At 58.7% G+C, this 24,537-nt stretch carries 23 protein-coding genes and 1 pseudogene; 5 read left to right on the forward strand and 19 right to left on the reverse strand.

What is annotated here, in order from left to right:
• Position 1: 1 nt before the first annotated feature.
• From PY650_RS28835 to PY650_RS28845, 3 genes and pseudogenes are all read right to left on the reverse strand, one after another.
• Complete coding sequence (locus tag PY650_RS28835) at positions 2–1,438, reverse strand: cytochrome ubiquinol oxidase subunit I (protein ID WP_285883159.1); 1,437 nt, start codon at positions 1,436–1,438, stop codon at positions 2–4.
• 433 nt (positions 1,439–1,871) lie between these two features.
• Positions 1,872–2,013 (reverse strand): annotated as a pseudogene (locus tag PY650_RS37490) (transposase); the annotation flags it as partial.
• Complete coding sequence (locus tag PY650_RS28845; RefSeq protein ID WP_285883161.1) at positions 2,003–2,185, reverse strand: hypothetical protein; 183 nt, start codon at positions 2,183–2,185, stop codon at positions 2,003–2,005. The pseudogene PY650_RS37490 and the gene PY650_RS28845, both read right to left, overlap by 11 nt.
• Positions 2,186–2,512: 327 nt before the next feature.
• On the opposite strand from PY650_RS28845, the gene PY650_RS28850 reads away from it, so the two are divergent.
• Together PY650_RS28850 and PY650_RS28855 are read left to right on the forward strand one after the other, a co-directional pair.
• Positions 2,513–2,704 (forward strand): hypothetical protein, encoded by a 192-nt coding sequence (locus PY650_RS28850; protein ID WP_285883163.1) that lies wholly within the window; start codon positions 2,513–2,515, stop codon positions 2,702–2,704.
• Between the two features lie 182 nt (positions 2,705–2,886).
• The gene (locus PY650_RS28855; protein ID WP_285883165.1) at positions 2,887–3,156 is read left to right on the forward strand and encodes a hypothetical protein; all 270 of its coding nucleotides are present in this window, start codon (positions 2,887–2,889) and stop codon (positions 3,154–3,156) included.
• Positions 3,157–3,180: 24 nt separating this feature from the next.
• Here the strand turns inward: PY650_RS28855 and PY650_RS28860 are convergent, their stop codons facing one another.
• Complete coding sequence (locus tag PY650_RS28860; protein ID WP_285883166.1) at positions 3,181–3,342, reverse strand: hypothetical protein; 162 nt, start codon at positions 3,340–3,342, stop codon at positions 3,181–3,183.
• A gap of 61 nt (positions 3,343–3,403) precedes the next feature.
• Positions 3,404–3,622 carry a helix-turn-helix domain-containing protein gene (locus PY650_RS28865; RefSeq protein WP_285883201.1) on the reverse strand — a complete coding sequence of 73 codons (219 nt, stop codon included), beginning with the start codon at positions 3,620–3,622 and terminating at the stop codon, positions 3,404–3,406.
• A gap of 363 nt (positions 3,623–3,985) precedes the next feature.
• On the opposite strand from PY650_RS28865, the gene PY650_RS28870 reads away from it, so the two are divergent.
• The gene (locus PY650_RS28870; protein WP_285883167.1) at positions 3,986–4,633 is read left to right on the forward strand and encodes a hypothetical protein; all 648 of its coding nucleotides are present in this window, start codon (positions 3,986–3,988) and stop codon (positions 4,631–4,633) included.
• 143 nt (positions 4,634–4,776) lie between these two features.
• Here PY650_RS28870 and PY650_RS28875 read toward each other — a convergent pair whose 3' ends face one another.
• The 8 genes from PY650_RS28875 to urtA all read right to left on the reverse strand — a co-directional run bounded on the left by PY650_RS28875 (position 4,777) and on the right by urtA (position 12,784).
• Positions 4,777–5,190, reverse strand: coding sequence for a curlin (locus tag PY650_RS28875; RefSeq protein ID WP_285883168.1), 414 nt, complete (start codon positions 5,188–5,190; stop codon positions 4,777–4,779).
• A gap of 177 nt (positions 5,191–5,367) precedes the next feature.
• Positions 5,368–5,769, reverse strand: a complete 402-nt coding sequence (gene csgH / locus PY650_RS28880) for a curli-like amyloid fiber formation chaperone CsgH (protein WP_285883169.1) — start codon at positions 5,767–5,769, stop codon at positions 5,368–5,370.
• Between the two features lie 71 nt (positions 5,770–5,840).
• A complete protein-coding gene (locus tag PY650_RS28885; protein ID WP_285883170.1) occupies positions 5,841–6,278 on the reverse strand; it encodes a curlin in 438 nt (145 codons plus the stop codon).
• A gap of 906 nt (positions 6,279–7,184) precedes the next feature.
• Positions 7,185–7,880 carry an urea ABC transporter ATP-binding subunit UrtE gene (gene urtE / locus PY650_RS28890; RefSeq protein ID WP_285883171.1) on the reverse strand — a complete coding sequence of 232 codons (696 nt, stop codon included), beginning with the start codon at positions 7,878–7,880 and terminating at the stop codon, positions 7,185–7,187.
• Position 7,881: 1 nt separating this feature from the next.
• Positions 7,882–8,637, reverse strand: a complete 756-nt coding sequence (gene urtD / locus PY650_RS28895; RefSeq protein ID WP_285883172.1) for an urea ABC transporter ATP-binding protein UrtD — start codon at positions 8,635–8,637, stop codon at positions 7,882–7,884.
• Positions 8,638–8,641: 4 nt separating this feature from the next.
• Positions 8,642–9,805 (reverse strand): urea ABC transporter permease subunit UrtC, encoded by a 1,164-nt coding sequence (gene urtC, locus PY650_RS28900; RefSeq protein ID WP_285883173.1) that lies wholly within the window; start codon positions 9,803–9,805, stop codon positions 8,642–8,644.
• Positions 9,802–11,427, reverse strand: coding sequence for an urea ABC transporter permease subunit UrtB (urtB, locus tag PY650_RS28905; protein WP_285883174.1), 1,626 nt, complete (start codon positions 11,425–11,427; stop codon positions 9,802–9,804). Before urtB ends, urtC begins: the two co-directional genes overlap by 4 nt.
• A 67-nt stretch (positions 11,428–11,494) precedes the next feature.
• Positions 11,495–12,784, reverse strand: a complete 1,290-nt coding sequence (gene urtA, locus PY650_RS28910) for an urea ABC transporter substrate-binding protein (protein ID WP_285883175.1) — start codon at positions 12,782–12,784, stop codon at positions 11,495–11,497.
• Between the two features lie 234 nt (positions 12,785–13,018).
• On the opposite strand from urtA, the gene PY650_RS28915 reads away from it, so the two are divergent.
• The gene (locus tag PY650_RS28915; protein ID WP_285883176.1) at positions 13,019–16,408 is read left to right on the forward strand and encodes a hybrid sensor histidine kinase/response regulator; all 3,390 of its coding nucleotides are present in this window, start codon (positions 13,019–13,021) and stop codon (positions 16,406–16,408) included.
• Positions 16,401–17,324: a response regulator transcription factor gene (locus PY650_RS28920; protein WP_285883177.1), complete on the forward strand. Its 924-nt coding sequence runs from the start codon at positions 16,401–16,403 to the stop codon at positions 17,322–17,324. Before PY650_RS28915 ends, PY650_RS28920 begins: the two co-directional genes overlap by 8 nt.
• A 350-nt stretch (positions 17,325–17,674) precedes the next feature.
• Here the strand turns inward: PY650_RS28920 and PY650_RS28925 are convergent, their stop codons facing one another.
• The 6 genes from PY650_RS28925 to PY650_RS28950 form a co-directional block, all read right to left on the reverse strand.
• On the reverse strand, positions 17,675–18,349 hold the full coding sequence (locus tag PY650_RS28925; protein WP_285883178.1) for a DUF1028 domain-containing protein: 675 nt from the start codon (positions 18,347–18,349) through the stop codon (positions 17,675–17,677).
• Positions 18,350–18,360: 11 nt separating this feature from the next.
• Positions 18,361–18,774, reverse strand: a complete 414-nt coding sequence (locus tag PY650_RS28930) for a RidA family protein (protein WP_285883179.1) — start codon at positions 18,772–18,774, stop codon at positions 18,361–18,363.
• A 43-nt stretch (positions 18,775–18,817) separates the two neighbouring features.
• Entirely contained in the window at positions 18,818–20,095 is a 1,278-nt protein-coding gene (locus PY650_RS28935; protein ID WP_285883180.1) for a flavin-containing monooxygenase, read from the reverse strand.
• A gap of 316 nt (positions 20,096–20,411) precedes the next feature.
• The gene (locus PY650_RS28940) at positions 20,412–21,485 is read right to left on the reverse strand and encodes an ABC transporter ATP-binding protein (RefSeq protein ID WP_285883181.1); all 1,074 of its coding nucleotides are present in this window, start codon (positions 21,483–21,485) and stop codon (positions 20,412–20,414) included.
• Between the two features lie 35 nt (positions 21,486–21,520).
• Positions 21,521–23,260, reverse strand: a complete 1,740-nt coding sequence (locus tag PY650_RS28945) for an ABC transporter permease subunit (RefSeq protein ID WP_285883202.1) — start codon at positions 23,258–23,260, stop codon at positions 21,521–21,523.
• Between the two features lie 133 nt (positions 23,261–23,393).
• Complete coding sequence (locus PY650_RS28950) at positions 23,394–24,461, reverse strand: extracellular solute-binding protein (RefSeq protein WP_285883182.1); 1,068 nt, start codon at positions 24,459–24,461, stop codon at positions 23,394–23,396.
• Positions 24,462–24,537 lie beyond the last annotated feature (76 nt).

A 24,537-nucleotide genomic window follows, 5' to 3' on the forward strand; every position in this document is an offset into this window, starting at 1 on the left:
CTCAAACCTCCGTTGTTTCGCCCATGGATGCCGGGCCGATATTGTTGGGTACAGCCGAAAGCGGGCGCGCGGGCCTAAAGACCTGCCCCGGATGCTGCGGTGATTTGTCGATTCCATATTCGTCCGGACCATGGGCAACCATTTTCAGTATGAATCCGATGCCAGTGCCGAATACGAAGAAATACATGACGATAAACATAATAAGCGTCACGCTGAGCGTCACTGCGGAGTGGTTGGAGACCGCATCCTCAGTCCGAAGAACGCCGTATACCACCCAGGGCTGTCGCCCGATTTCCGTTGTAAGCCAGCCGGCGAGGATTGCCAGCAGTCCGGCGGGGCCCATACAAAGTGCAAAGATCAAGAACAGTTTGGTGTCATAGAGCTTGCCCCGCCACCTCTGCCACATGCCCCAAGCGCCCAGTAAAAACATTGCGACTCCAAGCCCCGCCATTATGCGGAAAGTGAAGAAGATGATCGTGGAGTTCGGCCGATCTTGCGGGGCAAAGTCCCTTAGGCCAGGAATCTTCCCGTGGAGTGAGTGGGTCAAGATTAAGCTGCCCAGATATGGTATCTCGATTGCATATTTCGTTTTCTCCGCCGACATGTCCGGAATACCAAAGGCAATAAGCGGCAGACTGGTCTGTGCGGCATCATTCTCCCAATGGCCTTCGATCGCAGCAATCTTCGCGGGCTGATGTTCCAGCGTGTTCAAGCCGTGGGCGTCGCCCACCACCATTTGCACAGGGGCGACGAACAGTAGCAGCCATAGGGCCATCGAAAACATCTTGCGGATCGACGGAGTTGACCGGCCACGCAGAAGGTGCCATGCGGCTGCTGCTCCTACGAAAAGCGCTGTCGAAAGGTAGGCGGCCAACGTCATATGAGCGAGGCGGAATGGGAATGAAGGATTGAAAATGATCGCGAGCCAATCGGTAGGAACCACCTTGCCGTCGGCGATAGCGTAACCCTGCGGGGTTTGCATCCAACTGTTGGATGCCAGGATCCATGTCGTCGAGACGAGAGTTCCGATTGCCACCATCGTGGTGGCGAACATGTGCAAGCCAGGCCCCACCTTGTTCCAGCCGAACAGCATAACCCCGAGAAACCCGGCCTCCAGGAAGAAGGCGGTCAACACCTCGTAGGTCAGGAGTGGCCCGGTGACGCCACCGGCGAACTGCGAAAATCCGCTCCAGTTCGTGCCGAACTCATAGGCCATTACGAGACCCGAAACGACGCCCATGCCGAAATTGACGGCGAAAATCTTCGACCAGAAATGATAAAGTTCGAGGTAGACCGTGTTCCGGCGCATTAACCACAGCGCCTCCAGGACTGCCAAATAGCTGGCAAGCCCGATGGTGATCGCGGGAAAAATTATGTGGAACGAGACGGTGAAGGCGAACTGAAATCGCGCAAGTTCCAATGCGCTGAATCCTAACATTCGAGGCGCTCCTTCGTGTGCAATGGCGGGGAGGCGAGCAGGCTGCTCGCTCGACCTGATCTCGACTGTCGCGCCGGTCAGGTCCGCCACCACATTCCCGGATCACCGGATGCGCCGCAATTACATCTAGGCATAGTGCTGACATCCGAAGGTGGAATTCGTGCCATCCGGCGGGGGCTTTCGAACAGGCCGATCATCAGCGGGTTCACAGGCCGGACGTTCCCACCGCGGCCCTGGCTCAACCGCCGTTCGTGCAGCGACCCGACGAGTTGGAGCTACTCTGGTTATAGGAGCCCGAATCGCCATGGGAAGCTGAATATGTCTCGCTAGAAGATTCCGAAGGCCGGGGACGCGACGTCGCGGGTCTCATAATTGAGCATGTTCGAGAGCTGTGATCCTGGCTTTCCACCGTTACGGCTCTTCCGATGGACGACCGACATCGCGCCGATGATTAAAAGCAGTCGGATATTGCGTTGGCCCATCTTCGACGTGCGGCCAAGCTTCTGCTTGCCTCCGCTCGAATGCGGTCGCGAAACAAGGCCGAGTCAAGCGGCAAAGTCGCGGCTACTCCGGAATTCCTCCACGGGTGGCGCGAATGCCGTAATCACCGTTGCGCAGATTGGCTCGACCAGCCACCCTCTGGAGCCGAACTACATCGCGTTGTCTTGCTTCTGCGGCGACACGACAATCGATCTGTTCAATTACTTCATGCAGTTGCTCGATCTGGCTCAGGTACAGTCGGCTCATGCTCTGCACCAGCTCTGGCAGAAACTCGGTTTAGCTAAGCGAAACTTATGGGTCACTATTCGAGACCATTGAACAATTTCCCCGCTTAGCCAAAAACCTTAAATTGCCTTCCATGAGATCTTCATAGGCAAAAGTGCCCTCCCAAGACACGTGAGGTTTGTTGTGCGCGGATCAGGATCGACTATCGCCTTCGGACGCTCGTCCTGGGAGCAGGCAAAATCCAGCTGCCGTGTCTCGAACGATTGTGCTTCGGTTGCTTCGGCGACTGAAGGCTGGTCGGACTGGAGGCCGGGTGATCCGTCAACGCATTTCAGGAGGATAGGATCCGTGAGCGAAGACGTCTTAGCGATGATCAGGGATCAAGCGCTCGAGGAAGCGGCACGGATCGCAGATCAAGTTGCCGATGGCCGTGACGACCTGTTGCAGGGACTTGCAGCACTCGGCGCATTGATTGCAGAGGAAATCCGTTCGCTGAAGCAGTACGAACAAACTCGGGGATCTGAGAAAGCTATCCCCTGACCGGCTACCAGCGAGTGCGAAGCGGCCCGGCCCGACAGCGAAAGTATCCCAGCGGTTCTTTTTCTGGTCACCGAGGCGAGCAGTTCTGTCCGGCATTCGATACCAAAGGCCACATTTCTCTTTTGATCCTGCCACGCAAACCATCTGCGGTGGTCCTTGCTAGCTAGTGCCCGACTTATCAGATGGATACACCACACAACCTCTACGTCATCGCGACCGTGCTGTCCGCGACCTTCGTCTCTGGTTCCTTGACTGCGCTCGGACTTCTCTGGCGGCGCGGCGTAGCCCTCGACGGCGAAACCCGCCGTGGTTTTCGCAACCAGGCGTTCTCTTTGCTGGTCGCAGGCTCCTTACTGCTCGTGGGCACTCACTTCCCTTTCGCTCGCCACGAGACCGGCGACCACCACTCTTCAGCGCAAGAATTTGTGCGAACCTCCAATCGAGACCGGTAATTCCGTGGGGTCGCATACCGGTTGTTAGGCCGAGCGGTCCACGACCAGCGCTTTGCCCAAGGCGGCGGTAATGGCGTTGGAATGGACGATCACGATCTGCCGGAAAGAAGTCCATCTCGACGAAAGCTGCGAGCGCCGGATCGACGGAGAAATTGGCTTGTCGATCAGTGACGGCAAAAACTTCATGGCGGCGCTACAGTACATCCGACCGTTGATAAGTTGAACTCCGTGCCAGCACTGAAGCAACCTAGTTGCCACTGACTTCTTTCAGAAGATCGGCTGCCTTAACGCCCAGGATCTTTGCAAGATTATCGACGATGTCGATGGTCGGGCTGTAGACGCAACGCTCTAGAGCGCTGACATAGGTGCGATGAACCTCGGCACGCGCGGCCAGTTGCTCCTGAGAGAGACCGCGAGCGGTTCTCAGGTCTCGGAGGTTCTTTGCAAAGGTTTCTCGAATATCCATGGCCTTGCTCGTAGAGGACGCAGAGTATTCATCTACAGAGTATGCGCTGCCCTCGTCATCGATGCCGGCTTTTTCCAGAACTTCTCTAATCCGCTCCAATGTATTAGATCGAACCGGCTCCCCTTTTTCAACCCGAACAACTGTGAATGTGGAAACGTGAGCCGCGTCCGCCAATTCGCGTACACCCCAGCCGAGTGCAACACGAGCTAGCTTGCACTGCATACCAATCATATTGCAACGCCGTGTTGTTTTTTATTGCGCATTGAAAGGTATCCCTGTAGGTTGAGTCTGCAAACGGCCGCACTCGGTGCTACTAACACCAAGCGCAGCCTAACCACAATCAAGCTGTCAGGAGCTCGAGTCATGGCTGATTCTGAGATTAGCAGAGTTTTGCCCGCATTTAGCAACAGGAACATGCTTTCGAAGGTTGCGCAGTTCCTAAAAAACAACTTACCGTCTGCGGTCCTCTCTGCTCCTTCGGCGGCCATTCCAACGCGACGGGGGGATCCCGCGCTTTCAGTTTGGTCAGAATGGTATTTGGCTCATGGGAATGCAACGCGGCTCGGCCGCATTCAGGCGCGGCTAGAAACAAAACTTTTTTCGAAGGTGCCGAGCCTCCGTCTGGAGTTGAGTGTCGGTGGACGAGAGCAGACCGTTACGGTTCGCACCGAAGAAGAAATCGAACGGTTGCTCGTTGGAGAGGATCTGGCAATCGTTCGCGCGAATGCTAAAGCGGAGCTCTCCGCACGGAGAGCTGTATGGCAAGCGGCTGACGAGAAACTTGGCTTCAGCGCGGCAAAGGACGCCGAAGGGAAGGCCATGGAGCTCGATGACGACATTGCCGAACGCTTATGGGATACGCGCGCGCTGACCTTGGCAGGGGTGATCGGGAAACTGCATGCCATGCTGGCGAAAGGCCAACCCTCTCACGAGAGCGAAGAATTTCCGTGGCCGCAAATCCGGTCGGTCGTGGAGGATTTGATCTCTATCGATGCGGGAACAAAACATTGACGCAAGTTTGATCGGTACGGTACGCGTGCCGATCAAACGGCTTGCACGAGAGATCTTATCAAAGCCACGCAACAGGTCCGGTTGCGGCGCATTCTGTAAAGATAGCGTTGGCTGCCGGTAGATGGCGACACGGTGGCCGGCCGTTACCAGCCATAGCTGAAGGTGACGCCGCTGCCTCCGTCGCCATTCTGCTCGACATTGGCAGCGGTGCGCCTGCCGAACTGGAAAATGCCGTAGGCATTGTCATTGCCATTCTGCTGCAAGGTGGCGGAATGGCCGTCGCCCCGCTGCTGGATGATGCCGAGATCACCGCGACCGTTCTGGCCGAGGCCGGCGGCATTGCCGTGTCCCGATTGGCGGATGCTGGCGTCGTGCCAGCCACGATACAGCGAATAGAGACGCAGCCCAGTCGCCAGCGCGCCAGCGTCTTCGGCACCGGGCGGTGCATAGGTTGCGGAAATCCAACCTCCGGCCTCTGCCGGCAGGGTCAGCGCCGTCTGACCTATGCCGCCGGCAAGAAGAGCAATGGTAAGCGTCTTCAACATCATGCGGGTCATTATTGTCTCCATTTTGCGGCCGCCTTCAGCCTGGGGACAAACTTCCCATATTGCGGCTGAACGGCGCCGGAATTCGCCGTTCAACTGTCGTTCAGTCAACACCGGACCAATAAAAAAGGGCGCCGAAAATCGACGCCCCTTTTTTATTGCACCGTTTTCAGAACGAGGAGGCGCGGGTCAGGTCGCGCCGCCAACCCGTTGCGTACAGCCGATGCGCTGACCACCGACGTTCATGTCGAGTACGGCGTCGTAGACACCACCTTTCGCATCGAGCGTCACGGTGCCTAGCGTGGCGGATTGGCCGGACGCCGCATGAAAATCACCTGACTGTTCGATGTTTGTGCCGCCGTTACGACCGGCGCTTTCGACATGGAAGGAATAGGTGCCGCTCACGCCTTTATTAGCGTGAGCGACCGCCTCCAGCGCCAGCATGCCGCCCTCCGGCGCGGCACGGATCTCGCAGCGCAGCGGCGCACTGGGCTGACCCGCACCGGCCATGGTCGCCAGCGCAGCGGCGGGAACCAGGACCAGGGCGAGTGCCGTCATGATGCGGCGGGGATGATTGACGATGCCATGCATGGTTCATCTCCTCAAGGTTCGTCAGCGGCAACCGCGGCACATTTGCGCGGCCACCTGACTGATGCTGTCGATCACGGGCAAGCCTGGACGAAGGCGGCGACGTTGCCACTTCCGCCCTGACTGACATTGGCGTTGCAGCCGTGGCCCACCTGCACGCCAGCGGCGATATTGCCGTTGCCGTCCTGGGTCAGGATGGTGGTGTGGTTGGAGCCGAACTGACCGATGCCGGCCACGTTGTGATTGCCGTTCTGGTAGGTGGCGCCGTAGTTGCCGACGCCTTGCTGGCCGATGGCAGAGAGATTGTGGTGGCCGTATTGCTGGCCGACCATTCTGTTGTAGCCTCCGTCCTGATAGACCCGAATACGGTTTGTGAAGCCATTCTGGGCGCCACCCGCCGAGTTCGACCAGCCATATTGCTCGATATTCACATCATTGGCCATGGCAGGGGCAACAGCGGTAAGGCCGACAAGGGCGGCAAGTGCAGATGCGATGAGAGAATTGCGGATCATGAGAGCGTCTCCATTGGCGGACGGGACCGCGGGTTGAACGCCTTCCTTGTAAGCGGTGCCGTTCGAATGGATGCTGAAGAGGCTATTCAGTTACGGTTCAGAAGGATTAACGCGGATGGAGATGGCTGCGGTTCAGCGCACTCGCGGATATGGATTGGTATTCTGCCGCAAGACATCGAACCGTCGATCTCATCGCATGAAGCTTTGCGGCCTTATCTCGCAATGAGACGCCGCTGACGATGCGGGGCGCCAAGGATCGCCATTCCGGCAACGAACCGTCGCCTTGTTGGCCCTTGAACATTCAAACGCCGTCGTTCACCAGAACACGATCTGTACTGGTCGCGTCGTCTCGCGCGCGATACCGGCCAGGCCGTTCCGAACCCGCTCTCGACGAGAACGGCCATCGTCAAATCCCGAAATTCGATCGCGCACTTTTAAATCGATTTTAAAAAACCAAGAAGTGAACCTAATCGATTTTAATTTGTTTATTAAAAAATTCTTGTTGCAGCGCGAAGAAAATCACTCCTAACTCCCTCCCGCAATTCTGTCCGTTGTAGGAACACGCAATGACGATTTCATTTCCGCTTACAGACAAACGTACGGTCGATGAGCTGCTGAAGCACCTTAACGCTCATAAGCTATTCTATCCCGGAAATTGCGTCATCACCGTCAACCCCCTCGCCGCGCACGTTTCGTCGTGCCTTTCATATGCACTCGGCACCGCTCGGACCGCCTGGTAGGCGCGAGGCTCTTCGCTTGAAACCATTTTTGCTGTAACTTGGACGTCAGAGGCTTACCCGCGCATGCGGACGAGGACTTTGGACCTTACTGGGCGCCCTTCGTCATGCAGAGCGCAGAACCACCGGGGCGAGCATCCCTCAGACGATAATAAGAGCGGCAATGGCCTCACACCGTCAGATGCCGCCGCGCCTCGGGCGTGTCCAGCGTCTCGGCCTGCCCCTCATGGACGATCTCGCCGCGGTCCATGATATAGACGTAATCAGCAAGCTCGCGGCAAAAATCAAGATATTGCTCGACCAGCAGGATTGCCATGCCGGTGGAATCCCTCAGATAGCGGATCGCGCGGCCAATATCCTTGATGATCGATGGTTGAATGCCTTCGGTTGGCTCATCCAGCACCAATATCTTTGGCCTCGTCACCATCGCACGGCCGATCGCCAATTGCTGCTGCTGGCCCCCGGAAAGATCGCCGCCACGGCGCGACAGCATCGATTTCAGCACCGGAAACAGATTGTAGATATCCTCGGGAATATTGCGGTCTCGTCGCGGCACGGGTGCGAAGCCGGTCTCCAGGTTCTCCTTGACGGTCAGCAGCGGAAAGATCTCGCGCCCCTGCGGGACGTAGCCGATGCCGTGCTTGGCGCGGGCAAAGGGGGCCATGCCGTTCAGCTTTACCCCATTGAAGGTGACGAAACCCGAAGACAACACATGCTGCCCGGTGACGGCACGCAGCAGCGAACTCTTTCCGACGCCGTTGCGCCCGAGCACACAGGTAATTTTACCCATCTCCGCCTTGATCGAGATGCCGCGCAGCGCCTGGGCGGCGCCATAATGCAGATTTGCGTTTTCGACTGTCAGCATCTCATCGCCCCAGATAGTTCTCGATCACCTTCGGATCGTTGCTGACGAAATCGATCGAACCTTCGGCCAGCACCGAACCTTCCGCCAGGCACGTCACCTTGACGCCGAGGTCCCGAATGAAGCCCATATCGTGCTCAACCACCACGACGGAACGCGTCTTGGCGATCTCCTTCAGCAGCACCGCTGTCTCTGCCGTCTCGGCGTCGGTCATGCCGGCCACCGGCTCATCGACCAAAAGCAGCTTCGGCTCCTGGGCGAGCAGCATGCCGATCTCCAGCCATTGTTTCTGCCCATGTGAAAGATTAGCCGCCAGCTCGTCGCGCCGATGTGAGAGGCGCACCGTCTCGAGGATCTCGTGAATGCGGTCGCGATCTTGTGCCGTCAGACGGTAGAAAAGTGTCGCGAAGACGCCGCGCTTGCGGTTGAGAGCGAGTTCCAGATTGTCCCAGACCGTATGACTTTCGAAGACCGTCGGCTTCTGGAATTTGCGGCCGATACCGAGCTGGGCAATATCGGCCTCGTCCTTCTTGGTAAGGTCAATCTGGCCGTCGAAGAACACTTCGCCCTCATCGGGCCGCGTCTTGCCGGTGATGATATCCATCATCGTCGTCTTGCCGGCGCCATTGGGGCCAATGATGGCCCGGAGCTCTCCAGGCTCGATGACGATCGAGAGCGAATTCAGCGCCTTGAAGCCGTCGAAGGAGACGGAGACGTTGTTGAGATAAAGCATGCTGCTAGGCTTGATGTCGGGTATCATGGTCTCACTCCGCCGCCTGGATCGTCGTCTGGCCGGCTTCGTCTTCCTTACCCTTTTGTTTCGGGCTGGCCGGCTTGCGGCCACTGCCGACATATTGCGCTATCGTGCCAACGATGCCTTTGGGCAGTAACAGCGTCACCGCGACGAAAAGGCCGCCGAGCGCAAAGAGCCAAAAATCGGGGAACAGGGCGGTGAAGATCGTCTTGCCGCCATTGACGAGGATGGCGCCGATAATCGGGCCGATCAGCGTTGCCCGGCCGCCGACAGCAGTCCAGATGACGACTTCGATTGAATTGGCTGGAGCGAATTCGCCTGGATTGATGATGCCGATCTGTGGCACATAGAGTGCACCGGCAATACCGGCCATCATTGCCGATACCACGAAGACGAAGAGCTTCATGTGCTCGACGCGGTAACCCAGGAAGCGTGTCCGGCTTTCCGCATCGCGCACGCCGACCAGCACCTTGCCGAACTTCGACCGCGTGATGGCCGAGGACAGGATCAGCGCCAGCGCCAGAAGCAGCGCGGTGACGGCAAAAAGCACGGCGCGGGTGCCGTCGGCCTGAATGTTGAAGCCGAGAATATCCTTGAAATCGGTCAGGCCGTTATTGCCGCCGAAGCCCATATCGTTGCGGAAGAAGGCGAGCAGCATCGCGTAGGTCATCGCCTGCGTGATGATCGACAGATAGACGCCGTTGACGCGAGAGCGGAAAGCAAACCAACCGAAGACGAACGCCAGCAGTCCGGGTGCCGCCAGTACCATAAGCATTGCGAACCAGAAGTGATCGAAGCCGTACCAGAACCAGGGCAGTTCCTTCCAGTTCAGGAACACCATGAAGTCCGGCAGGATGGGATTGCCATAGGTGCCGCGCGATCCGATCTGTCGCATCAGATACATGCCCATCGCATAGCCGCCGAGCGCGAAAAAGGCGCCATGACCGAGCGAGAGAATGCCGCAATAGCCCCAGACGAGATCGAGCGCCAATGCGAGCAGCGCATAGGTCAGATATTTACCGAACAGCGACATCAGGTAGGTCGGCACGTGCAGAGGGCTGGTTTCCGGCAGCGCCAGGTTCGACAGTGGTACGAGGAGAGCGATGGCGATCAATATAGCGATGGCGATACTGACACGGCGATCGAGCGAACGGAGGAGAAAGGCCGTGATCATGCTTCCACCGCCCTTCCCTTGAGGGCGAAGAGCCCGCGCGGACGTTTCTGGATGAAGAGGATGATAAGGACCAGAACCAGGATCTTGCCGAGCACCGCTCCCGCATAGGGTTCGAGAAACTTGTTGAGGATGCCGAGCGAAAAGGCGCCGACCAGCGTTCCCCAAAGATTGCCGACGCCGCCGAAGACGACCACCATGAAACTGTCGATGATGTAGCTTTGCCCGAGGTTTGGCGAGACGTTGTCGATCTGCGAGAGTGCAACGCCTGCCATCCCCGCGATGCCCGACCCCAGGGCAAAGGTAAATGCATCGACCCAAGGCGTGCGAATGCCCATGGAGGACGCCATACGCCGGTTCTGCGTCACCGCCCGCATCTGCAGCCCAAAGGCCGAGCGCTTCAAAAGCAACAGCAGGGCGACGAAAACGCCGAGCGCGAAAACGATGATCCAGAGGCGGTTCCAGGTGATCGAGAGATAACCAAGATCGAAGGAGCCGGACATCCAGGAGGGATTGCCGACTTCCTGATTGGTCGGCCCGAAGATGGAGCGCACGGCTTGCTGTAGAATCAGCGAGATGCCCCAGGTGGCAAGCAGCGTTTCCAGCGGCCGGCCGTACAGGAAACGGATGACGCCGCGCTCGATGATGAGGCCGACGGCGCCGGTGACCAGAAACGCCACCGGCAAGGCGATCGCCAACGACCAGTCGAAAAGCTGCGGATGGGAGCTACGGATGACGCTCTGGACCATGAAGGTGGAATAGGCGCCAAGCATCACCATCTCGCCATGCGCCATGTTGATGATACCCATGACGCCAAAGGTGATGGCAAGCCCGATCGCGGCAAGCAGCAGCACCGAGCCGAGCGACAGGCCGTACCAGACATTCTGCACCGCATCCCAGATCGCCAATTGGCTTTGGATGCCGGCAATCGCTGCCGCGACATCGGGCTTCAGGCTGTCGTCGACAGAAACCGAGGAGAAGATCCCGATCGCATCGCGGCCGCCTTCGTTCTTGATCGTCTCGATCGCCGCCTTCTTCTCTTCCAGCGAACGATCGGAGCTGAGTACGGCAACCGCACGCGCCCTCTCGAGCACCCCGCGGATTTCGCCGTCCTTTTCGCTCTTTAATGCAACTTCGAGCGCGTCCAGCGAATCCGCGCTAGGCGATTTCAGGACGGATTGGGCCGCCTCCAGTCTGACGCCGCGATCCGGGCTCATCAGCGTCAGGCCGCCGAGCGCGGCACGGACGGAGCGACGCAGATTGTTGTTGATCTTGATTTTGTTGAGATTGCCCTTGGCTTCCTGGCCGACCGCCTGTCCGGTCAGCGGATCGATCAAGGACATGCCGTCGCCGGAAGATTTGGCGATGAAGACCTGATTGTCGGATTTGCGGACATAGAGATCGCCGTCCGAAAAGGCCTGCAGCACTGGCACCACCTTGGGATCGCCGGTCTTGGCCAGGTTCTTGACGATCTCGTCGGCCTGCTGGAAGTTTGCCGGACCAAGCGCATTGACGAGGCTATGCGCATCCTCCTGGGCACGCAACGCGGTCGCCGTCAGCACCAGTATCAGGCAGAAGCCGGCGGCAAGCGCCAGAGCCATGCGGTAAACGAATTTGTCGAACATCCCACGTCCCTCATGCAGTCGCGGGCAGAGGAGCCTGCCCGCGACGATTGCGCATCAAAAGCGGAACTCAGGAACCCTTGCCGCCGCACTTGCCGGTAGTAACGTTGAAGTTGCCGCAATTCATCGGCATGCGCCAATCCGAGATCAGGTCCTTGCTGTCGGGCAGGTAGTCCGACCATTCCTTGCCGACCACTGCAGGGGTCTGCGAAACGACATCGAACTGGCCGTTTTCCTGCACTTCGCCGATCAAGACGGGCTTGGTGATGTAGTGGTTCGGCATCATAGTGGCGTAGCCGCCGGTAAGGTTTGGAACGGAAACGCCGACAAGCGCGTCGATCACCTTGTCCGGATCGGTGGTGCCGGCCTTTTCGACCGCTTTCACCCACATGTTGAAACCGATATAGGCGGCTTCCATTGGGTCATTGGTGACCCGCTTATCGTTCTTGGTATAGGCGTGCCATTCCTTGATGAATTCGGCATTGGCGGGCGTGTCGACGGACTGGAAATAGTTCCAGGCGGCGAGATGGCCGACCAGTGGCTTGGTGTCGACGCCGGCCAATTCCTCTTCGCCGACTGAGAACGCCACGACTGGTATATCTTCCGCCTTGACGCCCTGGTTGCCGAGTTCCTTGTAGAATGGAACGTTGGCGTCGCCATTGATGGTCGAGACGACGGCGGTCTTCTTGCCGGCCGCGCCGAAGGCCTTGATCTTGGAGACTTCCGTCTGCCAGTCCGAGAAGCCGAACGGCGTATAGTTGATGATGATGTCTTCGTCCTTGACGCCCTTGGACTTCAGATAAGCTTCAAGGATCTTGTTGGTCGTGCGCGGATAGACGTAGTCGGTGCCTTCGAGAACCCAGCGCTTAACCCCCTCGTTCTGCATCAGGTAATCGACGGCGGGGATCGCCTGTTGGTTCGGAGCCGCACCCGTATAGAACACGTTGCGCTCGGATTCTTCACCTTCGAACTGCACGGGGTAGAACAAGATCGAGTCCAGTTCCTTAAACACCGGCAGCACCGACTTGCGCGACACCGAGGTCCAGCAGCCGAACACGGCCGAGACCTTGTCCTTCTGGATCAGCTCACGGGCCTTTTCGGCAAACAGCGGCCAATCGGATGCCGGGTCGACGACGACGGGCTCAAGCTTCTTGCCGAGAACACCGCCCTTCTTGTTCTGCTCGTCAATGAGCATCAGCATGGCATCTTTTAGCGTCGTTTCCGAAATCGCCATGGTGCCGGAAAGCGAATGGAGAACGCCGACCTTGATGGTGTCGTCTGCGGCAAAAGCTCCATGGAATGCGGTTGTCGACATGATGGCGCCCAAAAGCGCGCCGGAGACAAGAGTCTTCAGTTTCATGCGTAGTTCCCCTCTTTTTGTCTGCCCGCAACGGCTTATAAACGAAGATTAACCGTTGCCTGCCGGGACTATCCGGCAGCAGCAGGGGATTCCACATACGTAATATGACGTAGGAAACGGGGCGAAATGTGCAGCAAATTGCGAGTTCACGCTCTTAAGGACTGCGCCGATCCGTGTTACGTCATGAATTACACTTGCCAAACTGTTTGGGGGCAAGACTGCTGAAGGGTGGGCATGGCAGCGCGGCAACGCATCATTCCGGTGAGACGCGAATATAACCGCTGGGTCGCAAACCAGACATTGGAAGACTATGCCCTGCGCTTCACCGCCAAAAGTGCCCGGCAATTTTCCTCGCAGCGTATCTCGCAGACGGCTATCGGCGCCATCTCCTTCCTGGCGTTGGAGGCGATCGGCGGCACCATCACGCTCTCCTACGGCACGACCAATGCCTTCTACGCCATCATTGTCGCCAGCCTCGCAATGCTCGCGATCGGCCTGCCGATCAGCCGCTACGCCATACGACACGGAGTCGACATCGACCTTCTGACCCGAGGCGCCAGCTTCGGCTATATCGGCTCGACCATCACTTCGCTGATCTATGCCAGCTTCACCTTCATGCTGTTTGCTATCGAAGCCTCGATCATGTCGGGGGCGCTGGAGCTGACGCTCGGCATACCCCTGTGGATCGGCTATATCATCAGCGCCGTCATGGTCATCCCGCTGGTGACCCACGGTGTCCGTCTGATCAGCCGGTTTCAGCTCGTGACGCAGCCGTTCTGGATCGTCCTCAATATCCTGCCCTTCGTCTTTATCGCCTTATCCGACTGGGGAAAATTCGACCTATGGCGCGCTTTCGCCGGTATTCACCACGCCACCGGCGCGCCCGGAACTGCAGCGCCTTTCGATGTCGCGGAATTCGGCGCTGCTTCCGCCGTTATCCTGGCGCTGATGTCGCAGATCGGCGAACAGGCCGACTTCCTGCGCTTCCTGCCGCCGGAAGGCCGTCGCAAGTGGCGGCATCACCTGGCGATCTTTCTCGCCGGTCCCGGCTGGGTGATCATCGGCGCGCCGAAGCTGTTGGCCGGGTCCTTCCTGGTAGTGCTGACGCTGAGTTCCGGTGTTCCGGCCGACCGCGCCGCCGATCCGGCGCAGATGTATCTCACCGCCTTCGGCTATATGATCCCCTGGCACAATGCCGCGCTAATGTTGATGGCCGCCTTCGTGATGGTCTCCCAGTTGAAGATCAATGTCATGAACGCCTATGCCGGCTCGCTCGCCTGGTCGAATTTCTTCTCCCGTCTGACCCATAGCCATCCAGGCCGCGTCATCTGGCTGGTCTTTAACGTCGCCATCGCCCTGCTCCTGATGGAGCTCGGCATCTACAGGCTGCTGGAAGAGACGCTTGGTATCTTCTCCATCATTGCCATGGCCTGGCTCTGCACGATCTCTGCCGATCTCTTCATCAACAAGCCGCTCGGCCTTGCCCCTCCCGGCATCGAGTTCAAACGCGCCCATCTCTACGACATCAATCCTGTCGGCCTGGGGGCCATGGCGCTCTCTGCAACGATTGCCCTCATCGCTCATTTTGGCGCCCTTGGCACGGTTGCCGCCTCACTCGCGCCCTATATCACCTTGGCGATTGCGCTCATTGCCTCGCCCGCGATCGCCTGGGCGACCAAGGGGAAATTCTATCTCGCCCGCAAGCCGCGCCAAAGCTGGAAGAACCTCACCACCATCACCTGCTCGGTCTGCGAACATCCTTTCGAGCCGGAGGACATGGCCTGGTGCCCGGCCTATGCCGCGCCGATTTGCTCGCTTTGCTGCTCGCTGGACAGCCGCTGCCATGATATGTGCAAGCCAAAAGCGCGGCTGAACACGCAGGTCGGCACGGTCGCCAAGACTTTGCTGCCAGAGGCCGTCGTCGCCAAGCTCGCCACCCGTCTCGGACGCTACGGCATTGCTGTCGCGGTAGCGCTGACGGCCGTGGGCGCCATTCTGGCGATGATCGCGCATCAGGTCGGCTCCGCCTCGCCCGAGACGGCGCAAGTGGTCGACCGCACGATCCTGATCGTGTTCTTCGTCTTCGCCGTCATCGCCGGTGTCGTCTGCTGGTTCTACGTGCTCGCGCATGATAGCCGCGTCGTCGCCGAGGAGGAATCCTCCCGGCAGAATACGTTGCTGCTCAAGGAAATCGCCGCGCACAAGAAGACGGATGCGGCTTTGCAGAGCGCCAAGGAGGCGGCGGAGGCGGCAAACCGCGCCAAGAGCCGCTACGTCGTGGGCTTAAGCCACGAACTGCGCACGCCGCTCAATGCAGTGCTCGGCTATGCCCAGATTCTCGAGCGCGACGAAACCATTCCCGCGCCGCGGCAATCTTCGCTGAAGGTCATCCGCCGCAGTGCCGAACATCTTTCCGGCCTGATCGACGGGCTGCTCGACATTTCGAAGATCGAGGCCGGCCGGCTGCAGGTCTATTCCAACGAGATCAACATTCAGGATTTTCTCGACCAGATCGTCGACATGTTTGGCCCGCAGGCGCAGGCCAAGGGTCTTACTTTCATCCACGAGCGATCGGCCGCCCTGCCCGATTATGTCCGCACCGACGAAAAGCGACTGCGGCAGATCCTCGTCAACCTGCTCTCCAACGCGATCAAGTTCACCGATACGGGCGGTGTGCGTTTCGAGGTCGGCTATCGCAGCCAGGTCGCAAGTTTCACCATTGCCGATACCGGCCGCGGCATCGCCGAGAAGGATCTGACCCGTATTTACGAGCCCTTCCAACGTGGCGAGGCCGACAGCATCCGCCCCATGCCCGGCCTCGGCCTTGGGCTGACCATTACCCGACTGCTCACCAATACGCTTGGCGGCGAGATCTCCGTCGCTAGCGAAAAGGACAAGGGCTCGACTTTCAAGGTGCGCCTAATGCTGTCGGCGGTGATCCGGCCGATGAAGCCGCCGGCGCAGGAGCAGAGGATCGTCAGCTATGAAGGTCCGCGCCGTACCATCGTCGTCGTCGACGACAATGAGGATCACCGCGAGCTGATGCGCGAAGTGCTGTCGCCCCTCGATTTCATCGTGCTGACGGCGGCCGGCGGGCCGGACTGTTTGACGCTGATCGAGGGCATCAAGCCGGATCTTTTCCTGGTCGATATATCCATGCCTGGCATGAGCGGCTGGCAATTGGTCTCGCGGCTCAGGGAGAGCGGCCAGATGGCGCCGATCCTGATGCTGTCAGCCAATATCGGCGATGGCGCGGCCGCCAGGGACAGCGACGACAGACATAATGACGCCATCGCCAAGCCCATCGATATCCGCCAGCTTCGCGACAAGCTGGCAATGCATCTCGCCCTGAAGTGGATCTATGCCGACGGCTCCGCACCGGCCTCGCCGAAACTTGCGCCACCTATGAAGAGCCCGGGGATAGAGCATGTGCGCGAGTTGATACGGCTTGGCGAGATCGGCTATGTCAGGGGCATCGAGGCGAAACTCAAGGATCTTGCCAAGCTCGACCAGAACCAACCCTTCACGGATGCCTTGCGCACCTATGTTCAAGCCTTCGATATAGACGGGTTTCTGAACTTCCTGCACAGATTCGACAATGAAAAGGTAGAACCGATTGGCTGAGCCCGCCCTTCCCCGCGATATAGTCTTGCTTGTGGACGATTCGCCAGAGGCACTCGGCTTCCTGACCGACGCCTTGGAGCAGTCGGGCTTCTCCGTGCTTATCGCCACATCAGGGTTGGCGGCGCTAAACATTGTCGAACGCATCACGCCAGACCTGATCCTGCTCGACGCAGTGATGCCATCCATGGATGGTTTCGAGACCTGCCGCCGCCTGAAGGCGAACGCCAGCATAGCCCAGATTCCCGTGGTGTTCATGACCGGCCTGACCGAAACCGAACACGTAGTGCATGCACTGGAATCCGGCGGTGTCGACTACCTCACCAAGCCGATCAACGTTGATGAACTGCGCGCCCGCATCCGCGTCCACCTGCGCAATGCCCGCTCCGCTCAGAGCGCCCGCGTTGCGCTCGACGCCGCCGGCCGGCATCTCTTGGCGGTCAAAGGTGATGGCGCGATCCAATGGTCGACCCCGCAGGCGACGCGCCTCGTTAACGCCGCGACCGGCAGCGACGATGGGCTCGATCTCTTGGCGAAACACATCGCCACCTTCATGCGCGAGCGCGAACGGCCAGGCCCGGCGCGAGATAACCTGCTCTCCATCAGCAATGGCCGCCAAGCGGCCCTGCAGCTCGCTTTCCTTGGCGCGATCGGCCCGGACGAATATCTTTTCCGCCTCACCGCTACCAACCAGCGTGCAAACGACGACGTGCTGCGCCAGCATTTTGCACTTACCCAGCGCGAATCCGAAGTATTGCTCTGGATTGCCAAGGGGAAATCGAACCGCGATATCGGCGAGATTCTGGGGCTCTCTGCGCGGACGGTGAACAAACATCTGGAACAGATCTATGTGAAGCTTGGGGTGGAGAACCGGGCTTCGGCCGCGGTGAAGGCGGCGCATGTGCTGCATGACGTCTAGGGGAAATCATCCCCTCCTCGCTTGGAGGGAGAGGACTAGGTCAGGGACAAGACACATAATCACGGTCATGACAGGCTCTCCTGACCTTTCCGGGTAAGATGATGCGGTATTGCTAGGTTCTGACGCCGGATATTCTATTTGCCGGCCTGTCCTCGAAAGCCCCTCGTCCAACCGGTCGTAACTTGGCTCTTGTCCTGATCAATGGATCGTCAGTTATAACGTTTCTGCCGGGACATTATAACGACAACCGAAAGCCGGTATTTAAACAAGCGGGGGTTCACTTAAATAAAGACGAAGCTAGGGTAAGCCCCCTAAATAAGTGTGGCCAGATTATTGCCGTCGACGATCATTCACTCATCCCCGGGAACCCCGTAGCTCGGAGCGGCTGAGGGATTGATCGCACGTGTAACATAGGCGTCGAGTTGCGGTTTGTAGATTTGCCAGATGGCTGCAAGCTCTTCGACGGGGCAAGCATCCGTCCAATCGCAGCGCAGATCGGCAACTGGCCAACTCACGGTATCCACCAGTTTCATCCCGGCAGAGCGGACGGGCCCGGCCTCGCCGCCAGCGCTCAGTGCCGCTCGCATCACCACGATCAGGCGATCGCCGAGATGGCCGTCAGACGCGATGAAGGCCTCCACCATCAGCTTGGGAACGTCAGCGTTCGCAAGAAGATTGCCACCGCAGGCGACGTCGTTGCCGCTTGCTTCGGCCCAGACGCCGAGCGCCTTCCTGCCTGAATGAACTGCGCTCACGCCGGCCGCATCGACGGCGAGCAGTTGTCGATATTCCGGATAGGCGGAGGTCCGCTTCAGAACGGAGACGGCTTCGGTAGCCGAGAGGCCGCGCGCCATAAGTTCGAGGGTGCGCGGCCCGAGTGTCGGATCGGTCACATTCTGACTTGCAACGGCGCCGACGCCCGCCTGGGCGTAGGCACAACGTGCGGCGACGGCAGCCGAGGACGAAGCCACCGCGACGCCGAACATACCGGTACGCGGGCAGCGAGCGACGATCGAGAAGGTCATATCATTGCACCTCAATCCGGAATGACAGCGGTGCCGTCGATCTCAACCAGCCATTCCGGCCGAGCAAGCGCCTGGACGACGAGGCCGGTGGAGACCGGATGGACGCCTTTGATATATTCTCCCATCGTCCGATAAACTGCTTCACGGTAACGAACGTCGGTGATGTAAACCACCACTTTGACCAGATGCTCCATCTTGCCGCCGCACTCCTCGATGAGTTGACGTATGTTCTGCATGACCTTGTGGGTTTGCTCCACCGGATCGTGACTGGCAATGTTGGTGGCGGTATCCAGATCCTGGGGGCATTGTCCTCTGAGGAATATCATCTTGCCACGCGCAACGACCGCCTGGCACAGATCGTTGTCGAGCCGCTGCTCAGGATAGGTATCCTTTGTATTGAAGGTGCGGTGCCGGTAATGTTCCATTGTCTGCTCCAATGTTGGTATTCGGTGTTGCCGTGATTGCGGGCTATGCATTTTCGCTCTCGCGCTTGGCGGAAGCGTAGTGATGCGCCAGATATTTTCGTCGGGTGGAAATTCGGTCGGCAAGATGCTTGGCATCATGCCAGACGCCCCAGATGAAGCTCGATCCTCTGCGGGACTGCCAAGGCATGCCGAGAAAATAAAGGCCAGGTTCGACAGACACGCCGCGCTGGTGCCTTGGCCGGCCACGCTCGTCGAAAGCGTCGACTTTCAACCAGCTATAGTCGACGGCATAGCCAGTTGCCCAGATGATCAAACCAATTCCGGCATCTGCCAGATCTAGTTGCAAAATCGGATCGGTCACGCATGATGGATCTGCCCCGATCGCGCGCGCCGATGGCTCCTCGGGCAGGTCGAGACCGTTGCGAACGGCATAGGCATCGGCTTCGTCCAGGAGCGACAGATAATTGGCATCACCGCGTGCAATATTGTCCGCCAGATCCGGCGCGAAAGTCAGCGTGCCATTCTCGTAGGCGCGCGCCATGCCCAACAGCGTGATCCCGCGCGCGGCAAGACGTCGGAAATCGATGGTCTCGCCGCCGCGCGCGCCGCTTACCGCGATCGTTACATGTTCCGCTCCGGCTGCAGGCGTCTCGATATCCCATTTGCCGAGAGCCCCGAGCCACCAGCAGAAATCGTGACCCCTGTAGGCCCTAGGCGGCCGATCGTGCGGGCCGACCGAGAGATAGACGCGTCGTCCGGCACGAGCAAGCTCATCGGCAATCTGCACTCCAGAAGACCCCGCTCCGACGACCAGCACAGCGCCCTCCGGCAAGTGCGCGGGATTGCGGTAGCTGTTGGAATGCATCTGCATGACGGGAGCATCGCCAGAAACGATGGGAGGAATGACAGGTCGCTGAAAGGGTCCCGTGGCGGCGACCACGCTCTCAGCTTCGATGATACCGGTGGACGTTTCGACGCGAAACCCAGGCCTGCCTTCGATCCTTTGAACCTCTTTCACATCCACTCCACAGCGGATCGGGGCTGCGATCTTTTCCGCGTAGGCAACGAAGTAATCTGCCACCTTCTCCTTGGATACGAAGGCATCGGGATCGGTGTCAGGAAACTCCATGCCAGGAAAGCGGTCGTGCCATGCCGGACCGTTGGCAACCAGAGAATCCCACCTTTCGGAACGCCAGCGCTCGGCGATGCGGTGGCGTTCGAGTATGAGATGAGGCACGCCGCAACTGCTCAAATGCTCGCTGAGGGCCACTCCTGCCTGGCCGGCACCAACAACAAGCGTGTCGACTGTTTCAATTGTCATCTCCTAAGTCCTTCTATGGCAACTCGGGCTTGTGCGGTTGCAATGCAGATTTGATTGTTGGTTTACTGGAACTGTCGGGCCGCCAAAATTACGATTTCCTTTGGCAGTACTTAGCTTTCCCCTAAATGCCGGCCGACGTGTCTCGCAAAACAAGTCGGATGAAACCACGGCAGACGAATGCGGCTCTCGAGCCCGCACAGCGACAGCCTCCAAGCTCGGCCTTTCAAGGCAAGCTGGAAGTTCGCATCGCGATTGACAGTTCTATTTGAATTGAGGGCGCGGGCGCACCCGTCAGCTCATTGCCGGCGCAGGGACGCTATTTGATATAACGAACGGCATCCGCCCTCCAAGTTACCCCCACCTTCGATCCGACGGCGAGCGCCGACACGCCTGCCGGACACCTGCACGAAATAGTCGTGCCGGCGGCGGATTGCGCAACGACCTGGGTGTTCGAACCCGCATAGACGCTTTCAACAATGGTTGCGTCGAAATATCCCGTCCCGGCCGGAATGAACTCGACGTTCTCCGGCCGGACCATGAGGTAGGTGTAATCCTGCGTTAACCCGTAGAGCGGGATCAGGCCATCCGCCGTGCGCATACCACCTTCAACTAGGGCACCTTCGAATATATTCGAAAGGCCGATAAATTCGGCGCAGAATCGACTATTTGGCCGATCGTAGATCGCGTGAGGCGTATCGATCTGAGCGATGCTGCCCTCATTCATCAGGCAGATTCGATCGGAAAGCGCCAGCGCCTCCTCCTGATCATGCGTGACGAAGACGATCGTCGCTCCGGTTTCCCGGTGGATGCGCTTGATTTCCATCTGCATGGTTTCGCGTAGCTTCCGATCAAGCGCGCCGAGCGGCTCGTCCATCAGGATCACCCCAGGTCGATAGACGAGGCAACGAGCAAGCGCGACACGTTGCTGCTGGCCGCCCGAAAGCGCCTTGGGCAGCCGGTCTCCGACATGCGACAGGTTGACCATCGTCAGCGCCTCGTCGACACGCCGCTGAATGTCGCGCTGCTTTAGACGACGCATCCTCAGGGGGAAGGCGACATTTTCGGCGACGGTCAAATGCGGAAACAGAGCATAGTGCTGGAAGACGACGCCGATGTCGCGCTCATGGACGGGCAGATTGGTCTGGTCTCGGCCATCGATGGCTACGCTGCCGGAGCTTGGCTCCACCAGACCGCAAATGATCTGCAGCAGGGTCGTCTTGCCTGAGCCGGATGGACCAAGCAACGTCAGCAATTCGCCGTCACGGACCTCCAGATCGAGCGATTTCAAAACAGCGATCGAGCCGTAGCTCTTCGTCACGCCCCTGATGGAGAGCTTTGCCGATTGATCGGCCTCAGCTGCGCTGCGCGGTTGTTTGAACTGCATATTCATAGCACTTTCCTTGAATGGCTCTTGAGCTTCGATCGTCAGTCGGTGCGTCGCGTTCGTTCCGCAATGAGGAAGACGACGACGACAATGCCCAGGACGACCACGGAAGCTGCAGCAAGCGTCGGAGTGACTTGAAGGAGAACATCGTCCCACATCTGTTTCGGTAAGGTCTGCTTCACACCGCCGCCGATGAACAGCGAGATGGTCAGTTCCTCGAACGAATGCAGAAAGGCGAACAGGAATGCAGCGATGATGCTGCCTGCAACGGTCGGTATCGTGATCAGACGAACGATCTCAGGACGTTTGGCGCCAAGCGTGGCGGCTGCCTGGTCAAGATGCCAATCGTAGTCTTTGAATGCGGTGAGAATGATGATGAAGGCGAGCGGCATGGCCGTTACCGTATGCCCGAGTGCTATCCCTATATTCGTAGCGATAAGGCCGAGATGGGCAAAGACATAAAATAGGGCAACGGCAGTTACGATATTGGGCACGATCATCGGCAACAGGAAGATCAGGAAGGCCGCGCTGCTCAGTCTGCTCTTGGTGCGGGCCACGCCGAAAGCGGCGATGCCGGCGAGCGTCGTTGCGAAGGCTGCGGTGATTAGCGCGATGCCGAACGACCGGATGGTCGCCCCGGTCCAGATGTCGGAGTTGAAATATTGTTGCATCCACTGCAGCGAAAAGCCGGGAGGCGGGAACTGCAGGAAGCGCGCGCTGCTGAAAGCCATGGGCGGGAAGAAGAGGACCGGCAGGAGCAGTATGGCAACAACCAAGATGCCGAAAGCATCGAGCAGCCAACCGAGATTGCGCCGCCCAAGGCATGACGTGACGCCGCGCTCCAAGAGGTCGGTAACCGCCGCTAATATCGCGACCAGACGAAGGCCGAAGCTGCGAAGAAGGGATTTCTGGCTGCGGCTCGTTTCTGCGCCCGAGATCGCGGAAATCCCGAAGATGCGATCATAGACAACGCAGACGAGGAGCGTGACAACCAAGAGTAGCATCGCAAGGCATCCGGCCAGCTGCCAGTTCAACAATTGCTGGACTTGCGTGATGAGGAGCTGACCGATGACGGTTTCGCGTGGGCTGCCAAGGAGAGCCGGCGTTATGAAGAAGCCGAGGCTTGCGATGAAGATAAGCAGCCCGGCGGCAGCAATGCCGGGCGCGGATTGGGGGAAGTAAATGCGCCAGAATGCGTGCCCCGACGTCGCGCCGAGCGTGTTGGCGGCGCGCATCAGGCGTGCGTCAATATTCATAAGCGTCGGGAGGATCGTCATGATGGCAAGAGGCAACATCGTATGCGCCATGGCAAAGACGACAGCCCAATGACCATAGAGAAGGTCGATACTGCCCTTGTAGCCAAACAGCGAGGCGAGTTGGGCAAGTACGCCGTGACGTGAGAGGAGCACCATCCAAGCAAAGCTTTTCAGCAAAGCGCTCATCCAGAAGGGCAGAAGCACCAGCAAAATCACCCATCGGCGACGGCGTTCGGACATATGTGCCAGCCAGTAGGCCACGGGATAACCGAAAGTCAGGCAAGCGATCGTGGTTTCGGCCGCTATGCGAAATGTGTTGAGAAGCACCTTGACGTAAACGCCAGCCGTCAACATCTGCCGATAGCCGTCAAGCGTCAGATTACCGGCCTTGTCGTTGAAACTCAGCCAGAGCAAAGATCCGGCGGGAATGACGAGAAAACAGCAAAGATAGAGAAGGCCAGGACCGGCAAGCCAGATTGGGTCCTTTTTTGCTCCGGTCGCCGGCGCAGCGGCGGCTTCAGTCATAACGGTCAATACCGGTCCCTCCGGCTCATAGAAATGCCGGGCCATCCTATTGGACGGCCGACTTTATGGCGATACTCCAAATCGGAATGGTTCTCGCTCCGACTTGGTCGGAGCGAGAACCGCCTCCTCGGCGTCAGCCAAGCAGCCACTTTTCGAAGCGTTCGGTCAGGGCATCCTGGTGTTCGCCCCAATAGGCAGCGTTGAGAGGTTGCATGCCCTTGACATGCTCCGGGGTGGTCGGCAGGAGCTCGGCGCGCTCCTTCTTGATGTAGTCATAGGCCTTGGTATTGACCGGCCCGGCAGATAGGACGTCGGTGAACTTGGCCTGACGCTCGGCATTCATGCAATATTGAATGAACTTGCGGCTGAGTTCGATCTTCGGAGAGCCGGCTGGAATCGTCCAGCCGTCGATGTTGTAGAAGCCCTGGTCCCAGGCGATGCCAACAGGGGCGCCGCCATCGACGGCAGCCTGAGCGCGCGTGCTCCAGATGCTCATCATGTCCAGTTCCCCGCTCTGGGCAAGCTGCGTCGCCTGGGCACCGCTCGTCCACCAGATATCGATGTGGTCCCGGATCTTGTCGAGGCTCTTGAAGGCACGATCGACGTCGAGCGGATAGAGTTTGTCAGGGGCAACGCCATCGGCGAGCAGTGCGGTTTCCAATGTCAGGACCGGGCTATGCCACAGGCCGCGGCGGCCCTTGAACTTGTCGACATTCCAGAAATCGACCCAGTTCTTCGGCACGTTATCGCCCATGGCGTCCTTGCGGTAGCCGAGAGCGAGCGCATAGACCTCGATGCCGCCGAACTTGTTGGTGATCGAGCCCTTCACATAGTTTTCCGGGTTATCGATCTTGAGGTTTAAGTCTTCCAGATAGTTGCCCATCTTGCCGAGCCGGTCGACGTGCTCCGGGGTCAGCATCACGATGTCGGCAAGGTAAGATTTCGTGTCGACGTTCAACTTGTATTGCGGAACCGGGTCCGGCGATACCGTGACGACGTTGATCTTGACGCCGAACTCCTTTTCGAACGGGTCGTAGAAGGCAAGACGAAAGCCCTGCTCGAACACGCCGCCATAATCGGAGACCGTCAGCGTGTCGGCGGCAAAGCCTTTGGTCAAGAGGGCTGGCGTCGCGAGCATAGCGGCCGCGCCGGCGCCCGTTTTCAGGAGGCTACGTCGTGAAAGAGTGAATTTGTTATTCATCGTTTTGTTCCCGTATCGGAGGGTATGGCCACAAGAGAAAGCCATCCACACCCACCCAAGTAAATTATTTATTTCA

The organism is Martinezella calliandrae (genome assembly GCF_030272695.1).
In the GTDB taxonomy this organism is placed as follows: domain Bacteria; phylum Pseudomonadota; class Alphaproteobacteria; order Rhizobiales; family Rhizobiaceae; genus Rhizobium; species Rhizobium calliandrae.